Genomic DNA, 24,048 nt, shown 5'->3' on the forward strand with positions numbered 1-24,048 from the left:
GACGATCTCTACAGCTTGCGCATCACGGTCACGACCTTGCCGAGGATCGCGGCGTTGTTGCCCGGAATGGGCTCGAACAGCGGATTGTGCGGCAGCAGCCACACCTCGCCCTTGGACCGCTTGAACGTCTTGACGGTGGCCTCCCCGTCGATCATCGCAGCGACGATGTCACCGTTGTCGGCCACGGATTGCTGACGAACCACCACCCAGTCGCCGTCGCAGATGGCCGCGTCGATCATCGACTCGCCGACCACTTTGAGCAGAAACAGAGAGCCCTGACCGACCAGCTCGCGGGGGAGCGGGAACACGTCCTCGACGGCCTCTTCGGCCAGGATCGGACCGCCGGCGGCGATCCGGCCCAGCACCGGCACGAACGTCGGGGTCGGCAACCGATCCTGTTCCTCGGACGCGGGCGAACCGTCGACCGCGGCGGCAGCCTGGTCGGCCTGCACCTCGTCGAGACCCCGGACGTCGACGGCACGGGGACGGTTGGCGTCGCGCCGGAGGAAGCCCTTGCGCTCGAGGGTGCGAAGCTGGTGAGCAACCGAGGAGGTCGATGTCAGACCGACCGCATCGCCGATCTCCCGGATGCTGGGCGGGTAGCCGCGCTCGGTGACCGACGCGCGAATGACCTCGAGTACCTTCCGCTGCCGCTCGGTCAGACCCGCACTGATGTCGGTGCCGACCTCCATGGCCTTGGATGTGGGTTCCGCAGCCGGCTTTCCTGCTGCGGCCTTGGTGGCGGTGGCCTTGGCTCCGGTCGTCCTGGAACCCGTCGTCGTGGAACGCGTGGTCGACCTCGTCGAGGTCTCGTCCTTCATGCTGTCGGCCTCCTGCTGGTGTCCTGGGATCCGGTCTGCGGGGTAGGTCTGCGCGGACTGGAGTTGATGGTGTCGACTCGTGTGGCGTGTGGTTTCTGACACGAATCTAGCGTGTATCAGCTGTTGAATCAAACATCTGTTCGACTCGTGTCGCGTTTTCTGCAGACTTTGTCGGAGGCTCGTGATAGAACTTCGAACAAGCGTCCATCGAACGCCTGATCGAACAATCGATCCAACGAGCGAAGTCGAGGTTCCGATGACCATCATCACCGATCGCCCCACCGCCGCCGGTGTCCGTGCCCGGTCCACCGTCGTCGAGCGTCGTCGCCGGGCCCGTCCCGTTCTGCGGAGTCCCCTCGGGATGCACGGCGTCACCACGGTGCCCCGTACACAGAGCGCACCTTGCCTTCCGGTCCTCGACCCGTCGTGGACCGACGTCACCGACCGCGAGGATGCCGACCGCGAGTTCGACGCGACCTCCGCGCACTTCGCGAGCCAGCCGGTTCGACTGCGATCGCTGGTGTTGTGGATGCTCGCAGTGGTCGTCGTGGCCGGTGGTCTGATCGGCATCGCGAACCTGCGAGCCGTAACACCCGATGCAGGTGTGCAGCCGGCCGGTGTGGTCGAAGTGCACGACGGAGCTCTCGTCGAGTACACGACCGGCAGATGACCACCGCCCCCGTCGGGTTCGAGAAGGCTGAGTATCCTCGGTGGACTGCCCCGATGTGCGTGCTCGTCGTCGGAGCATCGGCTACGACGGAGGGTCCCTCATGCATTGCCCGTTCTGCAGGCATCCCGACTCACGCGTGGTCGACTCGCGTGAGATGGACGAGGGACAGGCAATCCGGCGGCGTCGCTCCTGCCCGGAGTGCGGTCGTCGTTTCACGACCGTCGAGGCAGCAGTGCTTGCAGTCGTGAAGCGCAGTGGCGTGACCGAGCCGTTCAGCCGCGAGAAGGTCGTCAAGGGAGTTCGACGCGCGTGCCAGGGCAGAGATGTCGACAACGATGCGCTGAACCTGCTGGCACAGCAGGTCGAGGACGCAATCCGTGCAGCGGGATCAGCGGAGATCCCCAGCAACGAAGTGGGATTGGCCATTCTCGGTCCGCTCCGTGATCTGGACGAAGTGGCGTACCTGCGCTTCGCTTCCGTGTACCGCTCGTTCAGTTCGGCCGAGGACTTCGAGAAGGAAATCCACGAACTGCGTAAGCACCGCGAGTCCGCCGACATCGACTGACAGTTCCGCCCGTCAGCGGCTCTGGTCCGAGATCGCCTTCTCGATGCGCTTCTCGGAGACCGGATACGCCGTACGAATCCCTTGGGCGAACAGTCCCACGCGCAGCTCCTCGATCATCCAGAACAACTCCTGCACCCCGGAACTGTTCTTTCTGCTCTCCGGAAGCAAGTCCAGCAGTCGTCCGTACGACGCGTACACCCGATCGAGTACATCCATCGCCGCCGCGTCACGGCCTGCGCTGCTCGGCAGAGTGGCCAACCGCTTCGTCGCCGCCGCGAGATAGCGCGGCAGGTCCGCCAATCTGCGAGAACCGAACTCGGTGACGAATCCGCGAAAGATCAAGCCGTCGAGCTGCTCCCGAACATCGTCTGCCGGCTCACCCGAGGCTGACTGCAGTTGCGCCGACAAAGCCAGGGCAGCGGTCAGTACAGGACGAACCAGGGCGAGAACCGCGGCGGTACGCTGCGGAACCTCCGCGTGCACGAGCGCCCTGAGCTTGTCGAAAGCCTCGGGATCTCGTACCGGTCCACCGTGCGCGTCCATTGCTTCCTCGACCGCGAGAACCTGGCATTCCTCGAGCAGTGCATCGACTCCGCCGTACGGATTCTGGCCGAGGGCAAGCCGTTCCGCCGTCGGTAATCCGGCCAACAGTGCTTTGGTGCCCTTCGGCGCAGTCGACAGCAGCAGAGCCCTGGTTCCGGAACGCATCGCTGCCCGCTGCTGAGCAGGGGTGCTCAGGACTCGCACCGCCACGCCCGGTCCTTCCGGCACCAAAGCCGGATAGCCGGTGACCTTCTGGCCTCCCACATCTCGGGTGACGGTCGACTCCAACCGTCCCAGCGTGCTCGAGGTCCACGCCAGCGAGGGCGCACGCTCGGCGTCACCCACCGCGCTGGCCACCTGACGGCCGACCTCACCGGACAAACCGGTACGCAGAGCGGTCAGATCCTTGTTGCTGCCCAACACCTTTCCGGACGGATCGACGGCCGCGAACGTCATTCTCAGGTGCTCGGGGAGTGCCGCAACGTCGAAGTCCTTCGCCGTGATGTGGCACTGGGCCGCCCGCGAGAGCTCACGGGCCAATGCCGTCACCAACGTTTCGGCGCGGGGCCGCATGACCGCCAATGCCGCGGCTGCGAAGTCGGGGGCCGGCACGACATTGCGGCGCAACGCTTTCGGAAGCGTCTTGATCAGCGCGGTCACCAACTCGCCGCGCATCCCCGGGACCAGCCAGTCGAAGCCCACCGGCTGTACCTGAGCGAGCAGAGCGATCGGAATTCGTGCGGTGACGCCGTCGGCCGCCGTGCCCGGCTCGAACTGGTAGGTCAGGGGAAACTGGATCTCGCCCTGTCGCCATGCGTCGGGATACGCGCCGGTCAGTACCGAGGCCGCGTCGGAGTTGACGACGGTGTCGGTGGTGAAGTCGAGCAGCGCCGGGTCCTGTCTGCGGGCCTTCTTCCACCAGGTGTCGAAGTGCCGTGCCGACACCGCCTCCGGGGCGATGCGGGCGTCGTAGAAGTCGAACAGAGCGTCGTCGTCGACGACGATGTCTCGCCGTCGGGCGCGATGTTCGAGTTCACCCACGTCGTCGAGCAGTGCCCTGTTCTTGTGAAAGAAGGCATGCTGGGTCTTCCACTCGCCCTCCACCAGCGCATGTCTGATGAACAGCTCTCGGGACGCCTCGGGGTCGATACGGTGATAGTTCACCGGACGTTGCGTCACCAACGGAATGCCGTACAGCGTCACCCGCTCGTAGGCCATCGCCGATTCACGCTTGATCGACCAGTGCGGTTCCGAGTACGTCCGCTTGACCAGATGCGGTGCCAACCGCTCGGCCCACTCCGGTTCGATGCGAGCAGCCATGCGGCCCCACAATCGCCCGGTCTCGACCAGCTCGGCGGCCATGACCCAGCGCGGGGGCTTCTTGAACAGACCCGAACCCGGGAAGATCGCGAAGTGAGCTCCGCGCGCGCCGAGGAATTCGCGTTTGTCCCCCTCCCTGAGTCCGACGTGCGAGAGCAGCCCGGACAGCAGCGACTGATGCAGGGCGGTCTCGGTGGAATCGGCGTCGGGCACCGTCCACCCGAGCCCGCGCGTGATCTGACGCAGTTGGCCGTGCAGATCCTGCCACTCGCGAATACGTAGGTAGTGCAGGAACTCTGTTCGGCACATGCGTCGGAACTGGTTGGAGGACAATTCGTTTCGCTGCTCGCGCAGATACGTCCACAGTTTCACGTACGCCAGGAAGTCGGAGTTCTCCACTGCGAAGCGTGCATGCTTCTCGTCCGCTGCCTGCTGATGCTCGGCGGGCCGCTCGCGAACGTCCTGAATCGACAGGGCCGCCACGACCACCAACGCGTCGCGAAGAGAGCCGTTGCCGTTGGCCTCGACGAGCATCCGAGCCATCCGAGGATCGACCGGCAGTGCAGAGAGTTCCCGGCCGATCGGGGTCAGCTCTGCAGTGCCGTCCTTGGTGGCCGGCTTCAGCGCCCCGAGTTCCTCGAGCAGTCCGATTCCGTCCCTGATACTGCGCGGATCGGGCGGTTCGACGAACGGGAACGCGTCGATCTTGCCCAGCCCGAGTGCGGTCATCTGCAGGATGACCGACGCCAGGTTGGTGCGCAGTATCTCCGGCTCGGTGAACTGTGGACGTGACTCGAAATCCTCTTCGGAATACAGCCGGATGCAGATGCCGTCGGCGACGCGGCCACAGCGGCCGGCCCGCTGCCGCGCCGACGCCTGGGAGATCGGCTCGATGGGGAGTCGTTGCACCTTGGTGCGCAACGAATATCGCGAGATGCGGGCGGTACCGGGGTCGACCACGTAGCGGATGCCAGGGACCGTCAGCGATGTTTCCGCGACGTTCGTCGAGAGCACCACGCGTCGGCCCGAGTGCGGGGAGAACACTCGGTGTTGTTCGGCCGCAGAGAGTCTCGCATACAGAGGAACGATCTCGGTGTTGCGGAGATTGCGATCGTTCAGGGCGTCGGCGGTGTCGCGAATCTCGCGTTCACCGGACAGGAACACCAGAATGTCGCCGTCGCCCTCGGCCATCAGCTCGTCGACGGCCTGGCAGGTCGCGTCGACGGGGTCGAGATCGATCGTGGTGTCCCCGGCGTCGACGGTCAGTGGCCGATAGCGCATCTCGACCGGGAACGTGCGACCGGAGACCTCGATGATCGGGGCAGGCACGCCGTCCCGCGCGAAGTGCTGGGCGAACCGTTCGGGGTCGATCGTCGCCGAGGTGATGACGATCTTGAGGTCGGGACGCCGGGGGAGAAGCTGCGCCAGGTAACCCAGGATGAAGTCGATGTTGAGGCTGCGCTCGTGCGCTTCGTCGATGATCAGGGTGTCGTACTGTCGCAGCAGTCTGTCTCGCTGGATCTCCGCCAGCAGGATGCCGTCTGTCATCAGCTTGACGAGGGTCGAATCCGAGGACTGGTCGGTGAATCTCACCTTGTAGCCGATGGATTCACCCAGGGGCTCGCCCACCTCCTCGGCGATGCGTTCGGCCACCGTGCGGGCAGCGAGGCGTCGAGGCTGAGTGTGGCCGATCGAACCGCGAATTCCGCGGCCCAGTGCGAGAGCGATCTTGGGAATCTGAGTGGTCTTACCCGAACCGGTCTCACCGGCGACGATGACGACCTGGTGTTCGGCGATGGCGGCTGCGATGTCGTCCTTGCGGAGACTGACCGGAAGCGACTCGGGGAACTCGAGGGTCGGCACCGCCGCCCGGCGATTGGCCACTACCGTCTCGGCGCGGGCGACATCGCGTTCGAGAGCGGCGAACGCGTCGTCGGTACGAGCCTTGTCCAGTCGCCGCCGCAGCCGGTTCTCGTCCCGGATCGTGACGTCTGCCAGACGTGTGGCGAGAGATTTTCGCTGACCGGACAAATTCGAGTTAGACATACTCTGTCCAGGATATCCGCATCGACGCAACCGCCGTGAATGCCGGCCGAGACTGTGCCAGGATCGCCGTATGAGCATCGTGCACGATGTCACTGCCGAACCGCGTACGCCGGTACCGATCAGGACGCTGCGGGTGCTGTTCGCCGCGCTCACCGCCGCAGCGCTCGTCTCGATCGTTCTGGACGGACTTGCCGCCCCGACGTTCTCGTTGGTCAACTACTTCAGCTACTTCACCGTGATCAGCAACGTCCTGACGGTGCTCGTCCTCACGATCGGCGGCGTGATCGATCCGCGGACTTCGGGATGGCAGCTCTTTCGCGGAGCGGTGACGCTCTACATGGTGATCACCGGGATCATCTACGCGGTGTTGCTTGCGAACATCGATGTCGGTGTCGCGGATCCGTGGACCAACAACGTGGTGCATCGAATCATGCCCGTGGTCCTTCTGCTCGACTGGATTCTCGCTCCACCGCGTCGGCAGATCTCCGAGTCACGCAGCCTGACGTGGTTGCTCTTCCCGCTGGTCTACGGGATCTACACCCTGATCCGTGGACCCGTCGTCGACTGGTACCCCTATCCCTTCCTCGATCCGAGGGAACGGGGATACCCCGCGCTTGCGGTCGGGCTGGTGGTGTTGACCGTCGCTTTCGCGCTCATGGCGCTGGCAGTGAATGCTCTCGGACGGCTCGCGGGACGGTGGAGGCACGGATCGGTCTCGAGCGAAACGGACTCCACTACTGTGTAGCGCATGTCTTCCGACCTCGATCCAGCGGCCACCACACACTCCTCCGCGCTGTGGCACGGCTTCGCCGACATGGGCAACGTCACCGCCAGCGGGCCGTTCGTCGTCTCGCGAGGCGAGGGTGCGTACATCTTCGACAACAAGGGAACGAAGTATCTCGACGCGACCGCCGGTCTGTGGTTCACCAACGTCGGTCACGGCCGACGCGAGATCGCCGATGCCGTTGCCACACAGCTGAGCTCGATCGCTCACTACTCGAACTTCGGCGACTTCGTACCCGAGACCACGTTGGCCTTGGCCGATCGTCTCGCTGCCATCGCACCGGTTCCGGGTAGCAAGATCTTCTTCACCTCCGGTGGCTCGGACTCCATCGACACCGCCGCGAAGCTCGCGCGCCGCTACTGGGTCGAAATGGGACAACCGGCCAAGAAGATCATCGTCGGACGGCAGAAGGCCTATCACGGCATGCACGTCGCCGGCACCGCGCTGGCCGGTATCCCGGTCAACAAGGAGAACTACGGTGAGCTGATGCCCGACGCCAGGACAGTGGCGTGGGACGACGCGAAGTCGCTGCTGGCGCTGATCGAGGAGGTCGGTGCCGAGAACGTGGCCGCATTCTTCTGCGAGCCGGTGATCGGTGCCGGCGGAATCTACCTGCCGCCGGAGGGCTACCTGCGCGAGGTGCGGCAGATCTGTCGCGACAACGACGTGCTGTTCGTCGCGGACGAGGTCGTCACCGGGTTCGGTCGGATCGGCGGCAGCTGGTTCGCCTCCACCCGGTTCGAGCTGGAACCCGACCTGATGACGACCGCCAAGGGGTTGACGTCCGGGTACGTACCGATGGGTGCTGTCTTCATCGCCCCGAAGATCGCCGAGCCGTTCTTCGCGGGCGGCGTGTGGTGGCGACACGGGTACACCTACGGCGGCCACGCCGGAGCGGCGGCGGCAGCGATGGCCAACCTCGACATCATCGAGCGCGAAGAGCTGCTCTCGCACTCCAAGCGCATCGAGGCGGCCCTGCACACCCACCTCGCGCCACTGGCCGCACACGAACGAGTATCGGAGATCCGCAGCGGAATCGGTGCTGTTGCCGCCGTGCAGCTCGCCGACCCGGCCGAAGCATTGCCTTTCGTCAAAACGCTTCGGGCACACGGGGTCTCCGGCCGCGCCGCCGGCCAGGGTGCGATGCAGATCTCGCCCGCATTCGTCATGACCGACGCCGAGATCGAAGAGCTGGCCGCGCGGATCCTCAGCGCGCTCGGCTGAACCGAAGTCTGCCGAGCAGCTGCTTCCCTCGCGACAGCGGGGGAGCGGGTGCCGGTGTCGGCTCGTCGGAGACAGCCGCGAAACGACGGTGCAGCTGCTCGCGCACTTCCTCGGGCGCGTAGGCACGACGCTTGCGCTCGGATCGAACCACCAACGCCCCGGTGGCCGCGACACCGACCATCCCGGCGAGACCGACAGCCTTCCACACGTTCATCCGGCCACCGTACCGTCACGAGATCTAGGGTGTGGACCATGAATCCGTCGCGAATCAGCCTCGATACCGCAGTCGAGGCCACCAGAACGGGGGACATCTGGATCTTCCGCGGACAGTCGAACGCCGATCGCGCAATCCAGGCACTGACCAACAGTCCGGTCAATCACGTCGGCATGTCCGTCGTGATCGACGACCTGCCTCCGCTGATGTGGCACGCCGAACTGGGGAAGTCGTTGCAGGACATGTGGACCGGTAACTTCCAGCGCGGAGTGCAGCTGCACGATCTGCGAGCGGCCGTGACCCAGTGGGCCACGAAGTACGAACAGCGGTGCTGGCTGCGACAATTGGACGGATACGCGGGTCGTTCTGCAGGCTCCACCCCGTCCGTGACGAAAGAGCAGGAGGACGCCCTGCTTCGCACCATCGCCCGCTTGGACGGCACAGCCTTTCCGACCACCGCCTCGCTCGCCGGTCGTTGGTTCCGGGGCCGAGTCCCCACACTGCGTCGCAGCCAACGCGAGGGAGCAGCCCTCGAAACCGCCTACTGCGCAGAGGTGGTGGCCATGACCTACGACGCGATGGGTCTGCTCACCGGCAACAAGAAAGCCAACTGGTTCGACCCAGGAAAGTTCTGGAGCGGCGATCGACTCCCACTCGCCGACGGTGTTCGTCTGGGCGAGGAAATCGAGGTGGACGTACCCGTCAGAGGCTGATCGACGCGTCCGCCGCGGTACGTCCGCCCAGCTCCACCCATCCGGCTTCGAAGGTGGTGTGCAATCGAGATCCGGCTCCCTGCAGGATGTTCAGGCTCCGGCCGAGTTCACCGGTCAGCCGGACGGCGGCAGCGCCGGTCGCTTCGTCCTCGGCGATACCCATCATCGGTGCGAACATGCGTGATCGCAGCGCGCCGTGCTCCTCGTCGGTCCAGGCCCAGACGTAGTGGTGCCCGCTGTCGTACGCACTCGGGTCCGCTGCCGTCACCTCGGCCGCGTCCTGGACCTGATGAAAGGTGAAGTGCGGAGTCCAGTCGGCTCGGGCCCGAACCCAGGTGTGCTCGCCCTCGTAGCGGATGTTCAGCGGCGCGGCAGGAACTGTGAGCACATCGATCGGGTGTCCCTGCTCGCGCAGCCACCACGAGAGTCCGACCGTGGGATGCCCGGCGAAGGGCAATTCCACGGCGGGCGTGTAGATGGTGGCCGAGGCTGTACCGGAGTCGGTGCGATCGACGAACACCGTCTCGCTGAAGCCGAGCTCGGTGGCGAACTGCTGTCGGTCCGCCTCGGCGACGTCATCCGCGGCCACGATGCCGAGGGGGTTGCCGAACCTGCCGTCGGCATCGGTGAACACTCGGACGACGGACACGTCGGTAGCCATGCCCGGACGGTACCAAACGCCGAACGAGGGACCCGCGGTCGCGGATCCCTCGTTCGGTGATCAGGTCGGGTCGACGCTCAGACGGCGGCACCGTCGAGGATTCGCCCTGCTTCGATCGCTTGCGCGACACCCGCGACGATCGACGCGGCGCGGATGGCCTCGAAGATCTTCTCGCGGTCGACGCCCTCGGCGCGCAGCGTCTTCTCGTGTGCCTCCAGACAGTGGTTGCACCCGTTGACGGCCGAGACCGCGAGCGACCACAGCTCGAAGTCGGCCTTCTCCACACCGGGGTTGCCGATGATGTTCATGCGCAGACCGGCGCGCAAATCGTCGTACTTGCCGTCCAGGTATCCCTTGGTTCGGTAGAAGACGTTGTTCATGCCCATGATCGACGCGGCACCGAGGGCGGCGTTGTACGCCTCGGCCGACAGTGAATCGGCTGCGTCCTCGGCAATCTCCTTCAACGTCGTCGCGGACTTCGACGCTGCGGCCACCGACAGCAGGGTGCCCCACAGCTGCTGCTCGCTGAGCACCGTGGAGCGGGCGATGGAACCGAGATTGAGCTTGAGGTCCTTGGCGTACTCGGGGACGGCGTTCTTGAGGTTGTCGATCGTCATGTCAGACGCTCGCCGTCAGCAGTTCGCCTGCGTCGATGGTGGGATCACCCTTCTTCCAGTTGCAGGCGCACAGCTCATCGGACTGCAAGGCGTCGAGAACTCGCAGGACCTCGTCCACGTTGCGCCCCACCGAGCCTGCCGTGACCGACACGAACTGGATCTCGTTGTTGGGGTCGACGATGAAGGTGGCACGGTCGGCCACACCGTCGGCATTGAGAACACCGGTGGCAGCAGCCAATTCGCGCTTGAGGTCCGACAGCATGGGGAAGGGAAGCGTCTTGAGCTCGTCGTGCTGTGCCCGCCACTGGAAGTGAACGAACTCGTTGTCGACCGACGCGCCGAGGACCTGTGCGTCGCGGTCCTCGAACTCCTCGTTCAGCTTGCCGAACGCGGCGATCTCGGTGGGGCACACGAACGTGAAGTCCTTGGGCCAGAAGAAGACGATGCGCCACTTGCCCGCGTGATCGTCACTGGTGACGGTGGTGAAGTAGTCGTCGGGCTGCTGGGCGTTCACCTTGGAGAGGTCTCCGCCGATGACGGCGGTGAGGTTGTATGAAGGGAACTGGTCGCCAATTGTCAACAGTGCCATGTGGTCTCCTCGTGTCGAATGATCGCGTCGGTTCCGTATGTGGGCGGTTCGGATCGGTGGCGTGAATGCAGCCGTACGAGCCCGGCCGACCGGTACGAGTGTGCCAAAAATGTGGTGAAAGGTAAACGTGATGAGTGGCACTAGACTGATAGGCGTGACCGATCGAAGCTATCAGCCGACCCTGTCGCATCTGCGTGCCTTCGTCGCGGTCGCCCGACATCGCCATTTCGGCAGTGCAGCAACGCAACTGAACATCACTCAACCGTCTCTGTCGCAGGCTCTCGCCACGCTGGAGCAGGGGCTGGGGGTGCAGTTGATCGAGCGCAGCACCCGCAGGGTCTTGCTGACGTCGGCCGGTGGTCGGTTACTCGGTCGGGCGACTGCGGCACTCGACGCCGTGGACGGATTGGTCGCTACCGCAGCAGGATTGGGCGGTCGGCTGACCGGTGGTATGCGGCTCGGGATCATTCCCACCGTGGCGCCCTACGTGCTGCCCGCAGTGCTCCCGGCCGTGCGCGTCGAGTACCCCGACCTCGTACCGAGAATAGTGGAGGATCACACCGCTCGACTGCTCGACGGACTCCGGTCCGGTGCACTCGACGTCGCCGTTCTCGCGCTGCCCCTCGCCGATCCGGGTTTGATCGAAACGGCCATGTACACCGAGGATTTCGTGCTCGCGCTCCCTGCCGAGCACCCTCTCGCGGGGCGTCGGGATCTGACGGTCGCCGACCTCCGCGGTCTCCCACTGCTCCTCCTCGACGAGGGGCACTGCCTGCGCGAGCAGACCCTGGATCTGTGCCGCTCGGTCGACACCGCACCCGATGCGAGCGATACCCGGGCAACGTCGCTGACCACGGTGGTGCAGTGCGTTGCAGGAGGGCTCGGCCTGACGCTGCTGCCGCGCAGCGCCGTCGAGGTCGAGGTCGCTCGTGCGGGCTTGTCCACCGCAGAGTTCGCCCACCCTGCTCCCGGCCGCACCATCGGTCTCGTGCACCGAGCTTCGAGTGCGCGCGCCGCCGAATACAGTGCGCTCGCAGGTCTTCTCGCCGCAGAAGTCCTCGCCGACAACACACGTGGACTCAGCCGGGCGTGATCACGATCTCGTCGAACACGATCTCGCCTGCCGCATCGGACTCCGGCACATCGACGACGGCGTCGAGCGACCAGCCGTGGTCACCGTCGGGATCCTCCAACACCTGACGCACCGTGGTGGACTCCGCACCGACGTTCAGCGTGAACAGCGCGGGGCCGCGGGCCGATGGTCCGGTTCCGATCGAGTCGTACTCGGCGAAGAACGGTTCCAGTTCCGTCTCCCAGTCCGGGCCGTCGTCGAGGTCGTCGAGGGCGTTCCACTGTCGGCGCGCCGCCAGATCGACTCGGCGGAAGATCGCATTGCGCGCGAGAATTCGGAAGGCCCGCGGGTTGGCCGAGATCGGACGCGGCACATCGGATCCGTACGCCTCGACGAGCGCCTCCGGCTCGGCACCCGGGTCCGTCAGGTTCTCCCATTCGTCGAGCAAGCTCGAATCCACCTGCCGCACGAGTTCACCCAGCCACTCGGTGATGTCCTGTACCTCTTCGGTTCGAGACTCCGGCGGAACCGTCTGGCGCAGTGTGCGATAGGCGTCGGCGAGATAGCGGAGGACGAGCCCCTCGGACCGCATCAGACCGTAGTGGCTGATCAATTCTGCGAACGTCATCGCGCGCTCGACCATGTCGCGGACCACGGACTTGGGGGACAGGCCGACCTCGGAGAGCCACGGATGCGTGCCGCGATAGATCTCGAATGCCGGAACGAGCAGCTCTGCAAGAGGTTTCGGCCACGTGACCTCCTCGAGCAGTTCCATTCGCTCGTCGTACTCGATTCCGTCGGCCTTCATCTGCGAGACCGCTTCGCCGCGCGCCGCGTGCTGCTGGGCCATCAGGATCTGACGCGGATCGTCGAGGGTCGATTCGATGATCGAGACGACGTCGAGGGCATGGGTCGGTGATTCGGCGTCGAGCAGATCGAACGACGCGACCGCGAACGTCGACAGCGGCTGATTGAGCGCGAAGTCCGGCTGCAGGTCCACGGTCAGTCGAGCGTGTCGACCGTCGGCATCCGGCTCGTCGAGTTGTTCGACGATGCCCGCATCGACCAGACCGCGGTAGAGCGAGAGTGCCCGCAGAATGTGCTTGCGCTGAGCGGGCCGGGTCTCGTGATTGTCCTCGAGCAGGTGACGCATGGCATGGAAGCAATTGCCCGGCCGGGCAATGACATTGAGCAGCATGGCGTTGCTCACCGAGAACCGTGAGGTGAGCGGCTCAGGACTTGCTGTGATGATCCGTTCGAACGTCGGCTCGCCCCACGAGACGAAACCGTCGGGTGCCTTCTTGCGCTGTACGCGTTTGAGCTTCTTCGGATCGTCGCCGGCCTTGGCCACCAGACGGGCGTTCTCGATGTCGTGCTCGGGGGCCTCGACCACGACGGTGCCGAGGGTGTCGTATCCGGCTCGCCCCGCGCGGCCCGCGATCTGATGGAACTCGCGGGCTCGGAGCTTGCGGGTGCGGACGCCGTCGTACTTGGTCAGTCCGGTGAACAACACGGTGCGAATGGGGACGTTGATGCCCACACCGAGGGTGTCCGTTCCGCAGATCACCTTGAGCAGCCCGTCCTGCGCCAACTTCTCGACCAACCGTCGATACTTGGGCAGCATGCCTGCGTGATGCACCCCGATGCCGTGCCGAACCAACCTCGACAGCGTCTTGCCGAACCCGGTGGTGAAGCGGAAGGCACCGATGGCCTCGGCTATCTCGGCCTTCTCCTGCTTGGACGCAACGTTCACGCTCGTCAATGCCTGAGCGCGTTCGAGTGCCGAAGCCTGGGTGAAGTGCACGACGTAGACCGGCGCGAGGTGCGTCTGCACCAACTCTTCGATGGTTTCGCTGATCGGGGTGGTGACGTAGGAGAACATCAAGGGAACCGGACGCTCGGTGCCCGAGACCACGGTGGTCGTGCGTCCGGTGCGTCGGGTCAGATCGTCCCGGAAGAACGAGACGTCGCCGAGAGTCGCCGACATCAACAAAAACTGAGCGTTCGGCAGCTCGATCAACGGAACCTGCCAGGCCCACCCCCGATCGGGCTCGGAGTAGTAGTGGAACTCGTCCATGATCACCTGCCCGATGTCGGAGTCGGCACCCTGGCGCAGAGCGAGGTTCGCGACGATCTCGGCGGTGGCGCAGATGATCGGAGCACCGGAATTGACCGACGCGTCGCCGGTCATCATGCCGACGTTCTGAGCGCCGAAGATCTCGCACAGGGCGAAGAACTTCTCGCTGACGAGTGCCTTGATCGGCGCAGTGTAGAAACTCCGAACGCCTGCGGCCATCGCGGCGTAGTGGGCTCCGATGGCCACCATCGACTTACCCGATCCGGTCGGCGTCGCCAGGATGACGTTGGAGCCGGAGACCAGCTCGATGAGAGCTTCCTCCTGCGCGGGATACAGGGTCAGACCGCGATCGGCAGTCCAGGTGGTGAACGTGTCGAACAGGACGTCCGGGTCGACGCCGTCGGACCGAGCGGCGGCGGCATCGGGAATCAGTTCGGTGAGAAGCACCTCTACAGGCTATGTGGGATCGACGGCCGAACCCGCATCGACACCGAGCGGCCGTCGCGACGCCTCAGGTCGCGCTGCGCTCGTCGGAACCCATCGCACCGAGAACGGCCATCCGAGTGCTGGCGCTTCCGGTGATCATGTCCTCACCGACACCGGTGATGAGCAGGTTGCGCCACCGCACCTCGTCGAAAGTCAGCGACGGGGTGGAATCGATGAAGTCCTCGACGACCTGCAAAAAGCGCATCGGATCGTCCCGGAACGGGAAGTGTCCGGAATTCTCGAACACCTCCAACGTGGAACCGGGCATGGCCGAGTGCGCGAGGCGCGCATGACTGACCGGAATCACCGAGTCCTGATCACCCCACACGAGCAGAACGGGAAGGTTCTCGGTGAGATAACAGCGGTCCAGCATCGTGACCACCTGGCCGCGCCAGTCCACGACGGCGCGCAGGGTCCGCAGATACGCCTCGTACGTCGTCGGGGCCGGGAGCTCGCTCAGCACGCGGATCAGATCCGGAGTGTCGTGCAGGAGCGATCCGGGTCGCAGGGGAGAGCTGTGCAGTTTGCTCAGCAGGCCGCCCGCCAGCTTCACCGCCGGGATCGCGCCGGGCAGGCGGAGCAGTTTGACGGCCTCGCTCAGAAACGGCATGGACGCCAGTCGAAGAATGGGATGTACGTCCTTGGTGACGCCGCCGGAGGACACCAGAGCCAACCTGTCGACCATGCCCGGGAACTGGTACGCGAACTGCATGGCGACGCCGCCGCCCAGTGAGTGCCCGACGACGGTGACGTGCTCGATGCCCAGCACCGAGAGCAAATCGCGCATGCCGTTGGCGTACGCGGCGACGGAGTAATCCGCACGCGGCTTGTCCGAGCGACCGTGACCGAGCAGATCCGGAGCGATGACGGTGTAGTTCTTCGCGAGGTGCGGGATGACTTCGTTCCACGTCTCGGAGTTGTCACCGATACCGTGGATCAACAGCAGCACCGGACCTTCGCCGGCCATGCGGAATGCCCGCCGGTATCCGTGAATGGTCCGGAAGATCAGCCGTGGTTCTTCGTCGGGAACCGGACGGAGCTTGCGACTGCGCGGATTGGTGCTCATCTGCGCCTCCTGAAATTCCCTGGTGCACCGCGCGATGCGGCACAGAACGGCGACGCCGTGCACGAGTGTGTGGACGTACGTACCGGAGTACGTGTTGCTACGACTCTCGCACGAGATGACGCTCGGGGCAGAACATCGAGCGTATTTGCGGTTACAGGTATGTTTCGATCGGCCCGGACTGTCCTATATGCCCGCCGAATCGATCATCTTCTGTGACCACTCACACTGTCACTGCTCGGTGTTGCCCTCACCCTCGTCGAGATTTGCCTGCTCGGCCAGGAAGCGCTCGAACTCGGCCCCGAGTTCGTCGCCGCTCGGCAGTGGCTCGTCACTGGCCAACAACGTCGACTGCTGCTCCTGCGCGGCGACATACGTGTCGTACTGACGCTCCAGCGCCTGCACCACCGATTGGACCTCTTCGTTCCCGGTGATGTGCTCGTTCACCTGTTCCCGAACTCGCGCCGCGGCCTCACCCAGGGCGGCAAGCGGCAGATCCAGGTCGGCGGCCTCACCGACGTTCTCGAGCAACGTCTCGGCCGCACCGGGGTAGTCCGTCTGTGCGAGGTAGTGCGGGACGTGCACAGAGAAGCCCATGGACTCGTGACCGTGCTGCGCCATCCGAAGCTCGAGCAGGGACGAGGCGCTGCCCGGCACCTGCAGATCACCTGCCCAGCTGTTGCCCTCCTTGACCAGCTCCTTGTCGCTGGCGTGAGCCGTCACACCGAGTGGCCGGGTGTGCGGAATGGCCATCGGGATCGAGCCGAGACCGATGGTGCGGCGCACACCGAGCTGTTCGGCGAGGAGCCTGACAGCGGTGGTGAACTTCTCCCATCGCAAATCCGGTTCCATACCGGCGAGCAGCAGGAACGGAGTCCCCGACTTGTCCTTGACGGCATAGAGGTTCAGCTCGGGAGCGTCGTAGTCCGAGAAATGATCGGACTTGAACGTCATCGTCGGCCGCCGGGACCGGTAGTCGATCAACTCGTCGACGTCGAACGACGCGACCAGCTCCGACTCCAGACTCTCGCGCAGGTGGGTGGTGGCCAACTTCACCGCGTGACCCGCGTCGGAGAAACCCTCCAGGCCGTGCACCAGGACGGGTCCGACGCCGTCGTTGGAGAAGATTTGCGGTGCCGGAAACTCCAGCTCGTACATCTTCGACTGTTCGGTCATGGCCTGGCCCCTTTCGGATCGACTCGTCGGTACCTCGACACGAGATTCGAGCCAGAATACGCCGACCCTCGGCTCGCGCCGTGTACGCGCCGACGTCGAACGTGGCGAATCACTACCGACAAGAACAACCGGTTGCCCGCCGTTCATTCCCGGACGGTCGCCCATCCTGCGCCGAGGGGCTCTCGGTGACTCGAGACGATCAGCGGTCGAAGTTGGCCAGCGCGCGAATCTTGTTGGTGACGTCGAGGGCGGCGACCTTGTACGCCTCGGACAGCGTCGGGTAATTGAACACGGCATCGACGAGATAGTCGACGGTGCCGCCGCACCCCATCACCGCCTGCCCGATGTGCACCAGATCCGTCGCACCCGAACCGAAGATGTGCACGCCCAGAATCGACCGATCCTCGGTGGAGACGAGCAACTTCAACATCCCGTACGAGTCGCCGGCGATCTGACCTCTGGCGAGTTCGCGGTACCGCGATACCCCGACCTCGTAGGGGATAGATCCCTTCGTCAGGTCGACCTCGGTGGCTCCGACGTACGAGACTTCGGGGATGGAGTAGATGCCGATGGGCTGAACGTCGGTCAACTTCGCATCGGACTCGCCGAACGCGTGATACGCGGCCAACCTGCCCTGATCCATCGACGTCGCAGCCAATGCCGGGAACCCGATGACATCGCCGACGGCATAGATGTGATCGACCTTGGTCTGGAAATGCTCGTCGACGAAGATCCGACCCCTGGCGTCCGCCTCGAGACCTGCGTTCTCGAGATCCAGCGCCGTGGTCAGGCCCTGCCGACCGGCCGAGTACATCACCGTTTCGGCCGGGATGCGCTTGCCGCTCGCCAGCGTGGTCACGGTCCCGTTCGGCCCGACGTCGACCGCGGTCACCGCCTCGCCGAATCGGAACGTCACCGCGAGATCGCGGAGGTGGAACTGCAACGACTCGATGATCTCTCGATCGCAGAAGTCGAGCATCGAATCCCGTTTCTCGACGACGGTGACCTTCGTTCCCAGGGCAGCGAACATCGACGCGTACTCGATTCCGATGACGCCGGCCCCGACGACGACCATCGACGCCGGAATGAACTCGAGATTGAGGATTCCGTCCGAGTCGAGCACTCGATAGTCGTCGAACGCGACGTCGGCCGGACGGGCAGGAGCGGTGCCGGTGGCGATCACCACGTTGGCGGCCGCGACAGTGATGCGCTCACCCCGCGTCTCGTCCTCCACGACGATGGTGTGCGCGTCGAGAAACTTGCCGACGCCGGTGATCAACTCGATGCGGTTCCGGAGCAGCTGCGAACGCACCACCTCGATCTCCTTGCCGATCACGTGCTGGGTTCGGGCCAACAGATCGGCAGGAGTGATATCGGCCTTCACTCGGTAACTCGCCCCGTACAGCTCCCGTTGATTCATGCCCGTGAGATACAGAACGGCCTCGCGCAGCGTCTTGGACGGAATGGTCCCGGTGTTGACGCAGACCCCGCCGAGCATGTGGCCCTTCTCCACGATCGCCACCCGCTTGCCGAGCTTCGCAGCCGCAATGGCCGCCTTCTGGCCACCGGGGCCGGAGCCGATGACCACCAGGTCGTACTGCATGGGTTCAGACATTCGTCATAGTTACCGCTCGCACGCAAAGACTGCGTGCCCACCCGGTCACAACCTTGTGAACTTCGCGATTCGGTGCGTCGAACCCATGCAGATGTCGCCACGTGCTGATGCGTTGTGCGAGGCTGAACAGAGCACGAAACACCCGATTTTCAGTGGAGGAACACATGCCGCAGCAGGTCCGCGCCGTCGTCGCCAAGAGCAAGGGCGAGCCCGTCTCCATCGAGACGATCACCATCCCCGATCCCGGGCCCAACGAGGTCGTCGTGAAGATCCAGGCCTGCGGGGTGTGTCACACCGACCTGCACTACCGCGAAGGCGGCATCAACGACGAATTCCCGTTTCTGCTCGGACACGAGGCGGCCGGAATCGTCGAGACCATCGGCGACCGCGTCGAGCACGTCGAGGTCGGAGACTTCGTCGTACTGAACTGGCGCGCCGTGTGCGGCGAATGTCGAGCCTGCAAGCGCGGCACTCCGTGGTACTGCTTCGACACCCACAACGCAGCACAGAAGATGACCCTCGAGGACGGTACCGAGTTGACCCCGGCGCTGGGCATCGGCGCATTCGCCGAGAAGACCCTGGTCCACGAGGGCCAGTGCACCAAAGTCGCCGCAGACGCCGATCCCGCCGTGGTCGGACTGCTCGGCTGTGGCGTGATGGCCGGTCTGGGAGCGGCGATGAACACCGGCAACGTCTCGCGCGGAGATTCGGTGGCCGTGATCGGCTGCGGCGGTGTGGGCGATGCCGCGATCGCCGGAGCACGCCTGGCCGGCGCGTCGACGATCATCGCGGTCGATCGTGACCCGGGCAAGCTCGAATGGGCACTCGGCCTCGGAGCCACCCATACCGTCGACTCGTCGGTGGTCGACGCCGTCGAAGCAGTCCAGGAGCTCACCGGAGGCTTCGGTGCCGACGTGGTCATCGACGCCGTCGGTCGCCCGGAGACCTGGAAGCAGGCGTTCTACGCCCGCGACCTCGCCGGAACCGTGGTGCTCGTCGGCGTGCCGACACCCGAGATGACCCTCGAGATGCCGCTGATCGACTTCTTCTCCCGCGGCGGATCGCTCAAGTCATCCTGGTACGGAGACTGCCTGCCCGAGCGCGACTTCCCGCAGTTGGTCGATCTGTATCAGCAGGGCCGTCTGCCGCTCGAGAAGTTCGTCACCGAACGCATCACCATCGACGACGTCGAAGCCGCCTTCGAGAAGATGCATCAGGGCACCGTCCTGCGTTCGGTGGTGGTCCTGTGAGCGGGAAGTTCCGCGTCCAGAACGTCGTCACCTCGGGAACGTTCAGTCTCGACGGTGGCACCTGGGACGTCGACAACAACATCTGGCTGATCGGCGACGACGACGAGGTGGTGATCGTCGACGCAGCGCACACCGCGGCCCCGATCGTCGACGCGGTTGCCGGCAGGACGGTCAAGGCCGTCATCTGCACCCACGGCCACAACGACCACGTGACCGTGGCACCGGAACTGGCCGAGACCTTGGACGCGCCGATTCTGCTGCACCCCGCCGACGACATGCTGTGGGAACAGACGCACCCGGGCGTCGGGCATTCGACCCTCGAGGACGGTCAGCGCATCACCGTGGCCGGAACCGACATCCTGGCGCTGCACACACCCGGGCACTCACCCGGGTCGACGTGCCTGTACCTGCCGGAAGCGGGGGAGTTGTTCAGCGGCGACACCCTCTTCTCCGGCGGCCCGGGTGCCACCGGACGGTCGTACTCGGATTTCCCGACCATCATCGGGTCCATCCGCGATCGGCTCTTCGCCCTGCCTGTCGACACCCGAGTCAACACCGGCCACGGTGACGGCACACGCATCGGCGACGAAGCACCGCACCTCGAGGAGTGGATCGCCCGCGGCAGCTGAATTCGCGACACTGCGGTAGGTCGCCTGCCGCGTTCGAGGTGGTCGGAATGAGACAGTGGTGGGACGCCGGAGCGTGTGCTTCGGCGTCCCATCGATCCGAAGAGGACGTCTTGTGAGCCCCGCCGCACGCAGAACCCGCCTGTCCATCGCCGTGACCTCGGCGGCGAGCGCAGCTCTCGTGCTGGTCGGCTGCAGCTCGACCGTCACCGGCTCTCCCGAGCCCAGTGCGGGTGCCACCACCTCGTCGCCGCAGTCCGGCGTGGATCTGAACACGCTGCTGATCGATCCGTCCAGCTTCCCGGCACCGTACGACGCCCTGGTGCTGCCCCAGCAGGCGATCTCGCAAGCCGCACCCGATCTCAGCGGAATTCCTGCCGGTGCCGAGGTCAGCCCGGCGGGATGCAAGCCCGCCGACCAGGATTTCGGCCCGACGGGCACGGCCATGATCGTCGGCACCGACAACGACAGCCGGTCCACCATCTCGATCGAGTTGACCGCGGTGGACGAACCGCTCTCGGCGCGCAAGGAGCAGCTCGAACAGTGCGGCGAGGTGACCGCAACCAAGTCCGGCGCGACCTCGACGGTGACCTCCACTCTGACGCCTGCACCGCCCATCGATGCGGACGACACATTGGCCGTCCGGCAGACCGTCGCATCGGGAGCAGGCGGCGACGCCGTCACCCAGTCGATGCTGACTCTGATGGCCCAGGTCGACGGAGTGCGAGTGTCGGCCACGTTCATGTCGTTCGGCTCGGGCACGCCCGATGCGATGACCCTCGACGAGCTGTTCACCGCGGCAGTCCAGAAGGTCGGCCAGAGCTGACGCAGCACTAGCAGACGACACCGACACGAATCGGTCGGACACAGCGCCGGCGTCGCGATTCATCCACAGCGCGGCAGTTCTCCACAGGGCAGTGCGAAAGCCCAGGTCGAGACTTTTTCGATCGTCGGGACCCCGGCCAGGATTCTCCGATATGTACACACCGACGAACTCTCACGGCAACTTCGACTCCCGCCATCGCGTACGGCTCGGTCACCCGAGCGACCTGATCACAGCGGTACCGGCCATGCTCGGGTTCCACCCGCACCGGTCGATGGTGCTCATCGCGGTCAAGGACGGCGGTGCGAGCGTAGGACCCACGATGCGTCACGACCTCGTCCTGGCCGGCGATCACATCGATCGGCGCGCGGGCAGTCACACCCGCGCGACCCCGGAGATGCTCGACGTCATCGCCTACCTGGCCGGCTACTGCGCGATGGAGAACATTCCCGCGGTCATGGCGGTGTTCGTCGACGACAGGCTCGATCGAACCGTCCGGACACCGCATCTTCTCGACGTGGAAGCGTTGGTGACCGAACTCGACGCCACACTCGCATCGTTCGGAGTGCAGCTCGGTGAGGCCCTTGCGGCGTCGGAGATCGCGGAATCCGCCGACTGGTGGACGTTGCGCGGACCACAGCGGCACGGCCTGATGTCCGATCCGTCGGCGTCGCCGATGACCGTGGCCCGCGTGCTCGACGGCTACTCCGTCCGCCGATCCAGGTCCGAGCTGGCCGAGACCATCGCGCCGGGCCCCGACGCGACCGTGCGGGCCGTTGCCGCCGAGATCGCGCGACAACGACGGGACGGGGTTCGATCTCGTAACGACGAGCTGACGTCGGTGCTGCCGTACGTCGCGCGAGCGCCGTACGACACCGAATTGGATCCGACCGACATCGCTCGGATCGCACTCGCGATCGGTCATGTCCAGGTGCGTGACGCACTGCTGGCCCTGACTCTCGGTGACGACGCGGGATTCGTCGAAGAGTTCTGGGCGAGGATGTCCCGCGTCCTGCCGAAGGCCGAACGAGCCATTGCCGCAACACTTCTGGCCTTCAGCGCGTACGTCCGCGGAGACGGACCGATGGCCCGCATCGCGATCGATGCGGCACTGGAAGCCGACGAGAACTACTCGCTGGCGCGACTGTTGGACCGGTCGCTCAGCGCCGGCGCAGGTCCCGAGCTCGTTCGGGAAGTGGCCGAGAGCGGCTTCGCGTGTGCTCGCGCCTGCGGAGTTCGGCTCCCCGGCGACCCCTTCGGGCGACGGTGACAGCAGTCGAGCACATCGATGATCGGCAGACGAGTGGGTCAGCGCGCCGCGTGCGACCGATCGCCGAGCTGTTGCAGGAATGTCCACGCATCGGCCACGATCCGATCGAGATCGGTCAGCTCCGGCGTCCACTTCAGCTCCTCGACTGCGCGCGAGCTCGAGGCGATCAAGACGGCAGGGTCACCGGCACGACGGGGAGCATGTTCGACGGCGATGGGCAGACCGGTGACGCGCTCGCAGGACGAGATGACCTCGTGCACGGAGAATCCGGTGCCGCTGCCGAGGTTGTAGATGGTGTGCTCGCCCGGTTGTGCGGCATCGACAGCGAGTATGTGCGCCTCGGCGAGATCGGCAACGTGGATGTAGTCGCGAACAGCCGTACCGTCCGGAGTGGGCCAGTCGGTGCCGAACACCGAGATCTTCTCGCGCTGCCCGAGTGCGACCTGGAGCACGAGCGGAATCAGGTGGGTCTCGACGACGCGATTCTCTCCGAAACCGTTGTAGGCACCGGCGACGTTGAAGTACCGAAGGCTTGTGGCGGCGAGGCCGTAGGCCGCGGCGTACGACGTGATCGCGTGATCTATCGCGAGTTTGGTGGCACCGTAAGGATTGGTGGGGCGGGTGGGTGCGTCCTCGGTGATGGGGGTCTTCTCGGGCTCGCCGTACGTGGCGGCGGTCGAGGAGAACACCAGCTTCGCGGTACCGGATGCTCGAATGGCATCGAGCAACGCCAGCGAGGTGACGACGTTTCCGCTCCAGTACTTGTCGGGCGAGACCACCGACTCGCCGACAAGAGATTGCGCGGCGAAGTGCAGGACTGCGTCGAACCCACCGCCGATCAGTACGTCCGCGGCGACGTCCTTGATGTCGCCTTCGACGAATGTGGCACCACCGGGCACGGCGTCCCGGTTACCGGTGGACAGGTTGTCCACAACCACGACCTCGTGACCGCGCTCGACGAGCACAGCCGCGCAGACGCTGCCGACGTAGCCAGCACCACCGGTAACCAGAAGCTTCACTGTTCGTTCTCCCTCACACGCGTCCGACGCCGTCGTCGGTGTGAGGTCAGACCTTCTTCACCTGGACGGCGTGCGCCATTTCCTCGGATATGTCGACACCACTGTGTCCTGGCACCGTGATCGTGACCGACCCGGGCTTGGCTTCGACTGTAACCCGAGCATCGGGGACCACGCCTGCTTCGCGAAGCTGAGCGATGACCTCCGGGTCGGACTGAACGTGCTCGGCGAGGCGTCGCACGACGACAGCGGTCGGCTGGCCGACGGGCACATCCGTGAGGCGGATGAGAGCTTCCGGTGCCAGAGTCGACTGGCCGAGACCGAGTTCCTCCAGACCGGGGATCGGGTTGCCGTACGGCGACGTGGTCGGGTTGTTCAGGACGGTGACCAGACGTCGCTCGACCTCCTCGCTCATCACGTGTTCCCAACGGCACGCCTCGGCGTGCACGTCTTCCCAACGCAGACCGATGATGTCCACGAGCAGACGCTCGGCCAAACGGTGTTTGCGCATGACTGCGACCGCCAGGCTTCGGCCCTTCTCGGTCAGCTCGAGGTGTCGATCGCCTGCGACGGACAACAGCCCGTCTCGCTCCATCCGAGCAACGGTTTGGCTGACGGTGGGACCACTCTGTTCGAGCCGTTCGGCGATTCTCGCGCGGAGCGGAATCACGCCCTCTTCTTCCAAATCGTAGATCGTCCGGAGGTACATCTCCGTGGTGTCGACCAGATCCTTCACACTCAACCCCTTCGTCGGGCTCGATCCTACCGTCAGCGCCCCGAAATGAGCGCTGCACCCAGCCGCAGCGG

The 24,048-nt window shown here is 65.2% G+C and carries 22 protein-coding genes; 10 read left to right on the forward strand and 12 right to left on the reverse strand.

From position 1 onward, the window contains the following. Positions 1 to 8: 8 nt before the first annotated feature. Complete coding sequence (gene lexA, locus AB0362_RS01835) at positions 9 to 692, reverse strand: transcriptional repressor LexA (RefSeq protein WP_149406047.1); 684 nt, start codon at positions 690 to 692, stop codon at positions 9 to 11. 385 nt (positions 693 to 1,077) lie between these two features. Between lexA and AB0362_RS01840 the strand changes: the two genes are divergently transcribed. Beyond that, positions 1,078 to 1,491 (forward strand): hypothetical protein, encoded by a 414-nt coding sequence (locus AB0362_RS01840; protein ID WP_317809454.1) that lies wholly within the window; start codon positions 1,078 to 1,080, stop codon positions 1,489 to 1,491. A 100-nt stretch (positions 1,492 to 1,591) separates the two neighbouring features. Further along, a complete protein-coding gene (gene nrdR, locus AB0362_RS01845; protein WP_008716872.1) occupies positions 1,592 to 2,056 on the forward strand; it encodes a transcriptional regulator NrdR in 465 nt (154 codons plus the stop codon). Between the two features lie 12 nt (positions 2,057 to 2,068). On the opposite strand, the gene hrpA is transcribed toward nrdR, so the two are convergent. Next, positions 2,069 to 5,965, reverse strand: coding sequence for an ATP-dependent RNA helicase HrpA (hrpA, locus tag AB0362_RS01850; RefSeq protein WP_317809456.1), 3,897 nt, complete (start codon positions 5,963 to 5,965; stop codon positions 2,069 to 2,071). A gap of 70 nt (positions 5,966 to 6,035) precedes the next feature. Here hrpA and AB0362_RS01855 point away from each other — a divergent pair, with 70 nt between their 5' ends. Both AB0362_RS01855 and AB0362_RS01860 read left to right on the forward strand, forming a co-directional pair. Next, a complete protein-coding gene (locus AB0362_RS01855; protein ID WP_149405910.1) occupies positions 6,036 to 6,710 on the forward strand; it encodes a Pr6Pr family membrane protein in 675 nt (224 codons plus the stop codon). A 3-nt stretch (positions 6,711 to 6,713) separates the two neighbouring features. Then, the gene (locus tag AB0362_RS01860; RefSeq protein ID WP_269596126.1) at positions 6,714 to 7,973 is read left to right on the forward strand and encodes an aminotransferase class III-fold pyridoxal phosphate-dependent enzyme; all 1,260 of its coding nucleotides are present in this window, start codon (positions 6,714 to 6,716) and stop codon (positions 7,971 to 7,973) included. On the opposite strand, the gene AB0362_RS01865 is transcribed toward AB0362_RS01860, so the two are convergent. Then, entirely contained in the window at positions 7,957 to 8,187 is a 231-nt protein-coding gene (locus AB0362_RS01865) for a hypothetical protein (RefSeq protein WP_068050670.1), read from the reverse strand. The genes AB0362_RS01860 and AB0362_RS01865 overlap by 17 nt on opposite strands. Positions 8,188 to 8,225: 38 nt before the next feature. Here AB0362_RS01865 and AB0362_RS01870 point away from each other — a divergent pair, with 38 nt between their 5' ends. Further along, the gene (locus AB0362_RS01870) at positions 8,226 to 8,900 is read left to right on the forward strand and encodes a hypothetical protein (protein WP_317547218.1); all 675 of its coding nucleotides are present in this window, start codon (positions 8,226 to 8,228) and stop codon (positions 8,898 to 8,900) included. On the opposite strand, the gene AB0362_RS01875 is transcribed toward AB0362_RS01870, so the two are convergent. From AB0362_RS01875 to AB0362_RS01885, 3 genes are all read right to left on the reverse strand, one after another. Next, positions 8,890 to 9,561: a PhzF family phenazine biosynthesis protein gene (locus tag AB0362_RS01875; RefSeq protein WP_149405907.1), complete on the reverse strand. Its 672-nt coding sequence runs from the start codon at positions 9,559 to 9,561 to the stop codon at positions 8,890 to 8,892. The two genes, AB0362_RS01870 and AB0362_RS01875, sit on opposite strands and share 11 nt — an antisense overlap. A gap of 77 nt (positions 9,562 to 9,638) precedes the next feature. Beyond that, positions 9,639 to 10,178: a carboxymuconolactone decarboxylase family protein gene (locus tag AB0362_RS01880; RefSeq protein WP_094642035.1), complete on the reverse strand. Its 540-nt coding sequence runs from the start codon at positions 10,176 to 10,178 to the stop codon at positions 9,639 to 9,641. A gap of 1 nt (position 10,179) precedes the next feature. After that, positions 10,180 to 10,767, reverse strand: coding sequence for a peroxiredoxin (locus tag AB0362_RS01885; protein WP_032397906.1), 588 nt, complete (start codon positions 10,765 to 10,767; stop codon positions 10,180 to 10,182). 154 nt (positions 10,768 to 10,921) lie between these two features. On the opposite strand from AB0362_RS01885, the gene AB0362_RS01890 reads away from it, so the two are divergent. Continuing rightward, positions 10,922 to 11,860: a hydrogen peroxide-inducible genes activator gene (locus AB0362_RS01890; protein ID WP_366234714.1), complete on the forward strand. Its 939-nt coding sequence runs from the start codon at positions 10,922 to 10,924 to the stop codon at positions 11,858 to 11,860. Here AB0362_RS01890 and AB0362_RS01895 read toward each other — a convergent pair. From AB0362_RS01895 to sthA, 4 genes are all read right to left on the reverse strand, one after another. Then, on the reverse strand, positions 11,847 to 14,363 hold the full coding sequence (locus AB0362_RS01895; protein ID WP_149405905.1) for an RNA helicase: 2,517 nt from the start codon (positions 14,361 to 14,363) through the stop codon (positions 11,847 to 11,849). The two genes, AB0362_RS01890 and AB0362_RS01895, sit on opposite strands and share 14 nt — an antisense overlap. 64 nt (positions 14,364 to 14,427) lie before the next feature. After that, positions 14,428 to 15,468 carry an alpha/beta hydrolase gene (locus AB0362_RS01900; protein ID WP_037190102.1) on the reverse strand — a complete coding sequence of 347 codons (1,041 nt, stop codon included), beginning with the start codon at positions 15,466 to 15,468 and terminating at the stop codon, positions 14,428 to 14,430. Positions 15,469 to 15,696: 228 nt separating this feature from the next. Then, positions 15,697 to 16,641 carry a PAC2 family protein gene (locus tag AB0362_RS01905; RefSeq protein ID WP_149405904.1) on the reverse strand — a complete coding sequence of 315 codons (945 nt, stop codon included), beginning with the start codon at positions 16,639 to 16,641 and terminating at the stop codon, positions 15,697 to 15,699. 199 nt (positions 16,642 to 16,840) lie between these two features. Next, positions 16,841 to 18,256, reverse strand: a complete 1,416-nt coding sequence (gene sthA, locus AB0362_RS01910) for a Si-specific NAD(P)(+) transhydrogenase (protein WP_149405903.1) — start codon at positions 18,254 to 18,256, stop codon at positions 16,841 to 16,843. A 164-nt stretch (positions 18,257 to 18,420) separates the two neighbouring features. Between sthA and AB0362_RS01915 the strand changes: the two genes are divergently transcribed. The 4 genes from AB0362_RS01915 (at position 18,421) to AB0362_RS01930 (ending at position 22,225) form a co-directional block, all read left to right on the forward strand. Then, entirely contained in the window at positions 18,421 to 19,506 is a 1,086-nt protein-coding gene (locus AB0362_RS01915) for an S-(hydroxymethyl)mycothiol dehydrogenase (protein WP_068050661.1), read from the forward strand. Beyond that, positions 19,503 to 20,135, forward strand: a complete 633-nt coding sequence (locus AB0362_RS01920; protein WP_317532435.1) for an MBL fold metallo-hydrolase — start codon at positions 19,503 to 19,505, stop codon at positions 20,133 to 20,135. Before AB0362_RS01915 ends, AB0362_RS01920 begins: the two co-directional genes overlap by 4 nt. Positions 20,136 to 20,247: 112 nt before the next feature. Then, on the forward strand, positions 20,248 to 20,958 hold the full coding sequence (locus AB0362_RS01925; RefSeq protein WP_317532436.1) for a DUF5642 family protein: 711 nt from the start codon (positions 20,248 to 20,250) through the stop codon (positions 20,956 to 20,958). 151 nt (positions 20,959 to 21,109) lie between these two features. Beyond that, positions 21,110 to 22,225: a DUF4192 domain-containing protein gene (locus tag AB0362_RS01930; protein ID WP_317532437.1), complete on the forward strand. Its 1,116-nt coding sequence runs from the start codon at positions 21,110 to 21,112 to the stop codon at positions 22,223 to 22,225. 38 nt (positions 22,226 to 22,263) lie between these two features. Here AB0362_RS01930 and galE read toward each other — a convergent pair whose 3' ends face one another. Then, on the reverse strand, positions 22,264 to 23,244 hold the full coding sequence (galE, locus tag AB0362_RS01935; protein ID WP_094642029.1) for a UDP-glucose 4-epimerase GalE: 981 nt from the start codon (positions 23,242 to 23,244) through the stop codon (positions 22,264 to 22,266). Positions 23,245 to 23,290: 46 nt separating this feature from the next. Further along, entirely contained in the window at positions 23,291 to 23,977 is a 687-nt protein-coding gene (locus tag AB0362_RS01940) for a metal-dependent transcriptional regulator (RefSeq protein WP_068050657.1), read from the reverse strand. Positions 23,978 to 24,048 lie beyond the last annotated feature (71 nt).

The organism is Rhodococcus sp. NPDC079359 (genome assembly GCF_040702585.1).
Lineage (GTDB): Bacteria > Actinomycetota > Actinomycetes > Mycobacteriales > Mycobacteriaceae > Rhodococcoides.

Coding starts and splice junctions, on each gene's coding strand:
- AB0362_RS01885 (WP_032397906.1), bottom strand. CDS start 10,767: ATGGCACTGTTGACAATTGGCGACCAGTTCCCTTCATACAACCTCACC.
- AB0362_RS01855 (WP_149405910.1), top strand. CDS start 6,036: ATGAGCATCGTGCACGATGTCACTGCCGAACCGCGTACGCCGGTACCG.
- AB0362_RS01930 (WP_317532437.1), top strand. CDS start 21,110: ATGTACACACCGACGAACTCTCACGGCAACTTCGACTCCCGCCATCGC.
- nrdR (WP_008716872.1), top strand. CDS start 1,592: ATGCATTGCCCGTTCTGCAGGCATCCCGACTCACGCGTGGTCGACTCG.
- hrpA (WP_317809456.1), bottom strand. CDS start 5,965: ATGTCTAACTCGAATTTGTCCGGTCAGCGAAAATCTCTCGCCACACGT.
- AB0362_RS01880 (WP_094642035.1), bottom strand. CDS start 10,178: ATGACGATCGACAACCTCAAGAACGCCGTCCCCGAGTACGCCAAGGAC.
- AB0362_RS01865 (WP_068050670.1), bottom strand. CDS start 8,187: ATGAACGTGTGGAAGGCTGTCGGTCTCGCCGGGATGGTCGGTGTCGCG.
- AB0362_RS01915 (WP_068050661.1), top strand. CDS start 18,421: ATGCCGCAGCAGGTCCGCGCCGTCGTCGCCAAGAGCAAGGGCGAGCCC.
- AB0362_RS01900 (WP_037190102.1), bottom strand. CDS start 15,468: ATGAGCACCAATCCGCGCAGTCGCAAGCTCCGTCCGGTTCCCGACGAA.
- AB0362_RS01860 (WP_269596126.1), top strand. CDS start 6,714: ATGTCTTCCGACCTCGATCCAGCGGCCACCACACACTCCTCCGCGCTG.
- AB0362_RS01840 (WP_317809454.1), top strand. CDS start 1,078: ATGACCATCATCACCGATCGCCCCACCGCCGCCGGTGTCCGTGCCCGG.
- AB0362_RS01905 (WP_149405904.1), bottom strand. CDS start 16,641: ATGACCGAACAGTCGAAGATGTACGAGCTGGAGTTTCCGGCACCGCAA.
- sthA (WP_149405903.1), bottom strand. CDS start 18,256: ATGTCTGAACCCATGCAGTACGACCTGGTGGTCATCGGCTCCGGCCCC.
- lexA (WP_149406047.1), bottom strand. CDS start 692: ATGGAGGTCGGCACCGACATCAGTGCGGGTCTGACCGAGCGGCAGCGG.
- AB0362_RS01875 (WP_149405907.1), bottom strand. CDS start 9,561: ATGGCTACCGACGTGTCCGTCGTCCGAGTGTTCACCGATGCCGACGGC.
- AB0362_RS01870 (WP_317547218.1), top strand. CDS start 8,226: ATGAATCCGTCGCGAATCAGCCTCGATACCGCAGTCGAGGCCACCAGA.